This is a genomic window from Bacillus sp. AFS037270, from assembly GCF_002585305.1.
On sequence record NZ_NUNF01000146.1, the window covers coordinates 1 to 1094 of the forward strand.

The 1094-nt window shown below is 39.0% G+C and carries 2 protein-coding genes; one reads left to right on the plus strand and one right to left on the minus strand.

What is annotated here, in order from left to right:
* Positions 1–274 precede the first annotated feature (274 nt).
* The gene (locus COD92_RS31400; RefSeq protein ID WP_098532457.1) at positions 275–742 is read left to right on the plus strand and encodes a DinB family protein; all 468 of its coding nucleotides are present in this window, start codon (positions 275–277) and stop codon (positions 740–742) included.
* 159 nt (positions 743–901) lie between these two features.
* Here COD92_RS31400 and COD92_RS32465 read toward each other — a convergent pair.
* Positions 902–1094, minus strand: a 193-nt coding sequence (locus COD92_RS32465) for a hypothetical protein (RefSeq protein ID WP_483295683.1), incomplete at its 5' end; no start/stop codon positions are given.

Consider the following 1094-nt stretch of genomic DNA (forward strand, 5'->3'; position numbering starts at 1 on the left):
GGCTGACCTTATAATACGAACGGGTGCTTGAGTTGATCAATCAGCTGCCATTATTGGTGGCTTTTCTTATTCAACTAAAGTGGCCCGATTGTTGAAGAATCGTCTTTAGCTCTTATTCAACAATCGGGCCATTTAATGAAATAAGACTTATGAGCTAGCTGCAGTTAATTTGTAGAAGGATTTTTGTAATTTAAACAGAATAATAATATTTACATCCAGAATTTGAAACCAGGTTATTTATCATTAGTATCAATAATTAAGGAGGCGACCAACGATGGTCACGACATTAGAGCAATTTCGCGAAATTTTGGATGGGAATCGTCGTTTAACCATTCGAACAATTGAGGCTTTCCCTGAAGACAAGTTATTCACCTTTGCACCGGTCGAACCGCTGCGGCCATTCTCAAAAATGATTTTAGAGATACTAGATATTGAACGCGCATATATACGCGGTATCGCTCTCGGTGAATGGGAATATAGCCAACCTTTTGCTGGTGTTTCGACCAAAGCGAAACTTTTAGACGGTTGTCATGAAACAAATGAGGATGTGCAAAAATGGTGGCCAAAAATCACCGAGGAACGGTTGCACACCGTAGAAAAAGATCCCTTTTTTGGTGGCGAAATGAGTCATTTCGAACGTCTACATTATGCGTTGGAAAATGAAATCCACCATCGGGGCCAAGGTTTTATTTACTTACGGTTACTTGAGATTGAACCGCCAGCGTTTTGGGAGCGACAATAAAAAGGGACAACATTTTCATTTAATCCAGATTCGTTCCGGTTTTTTTATATCGGGGTAGTACCAGCGAAGCTGTCATTAGGCCTATTAAGTTACATTCTATTTTCACTTGATCGTACAGGTGTTACTAAATGATCACACATAAAAAGGACTCCTAAAGGCTTAGGAATCCCTTTTTAATTCTTGAAGTCGCTTGTATGCTTCTTGGTAAACTTCATTATCTTCTCTTTTTCCAACAATAATTATTTCTTCAATTTCGGCCTTGTCCCCCAACAATTCGGTAAACGATTTGATAAGGTGAGAACATGTTTCAACGACCTGAGTAATTCCAGAATAGGGCGCTTTTCTTGAATAA

What these genes read in the sequence shown, in the direction of transcription:
- COD92_RS31400 (WP_098532457.1), top strand. Translation starts at nt 275, where the DNA reads ATGGTCACGACATTAGAGCAATTTCGCGAAATTTTGGATGGGAATCGT.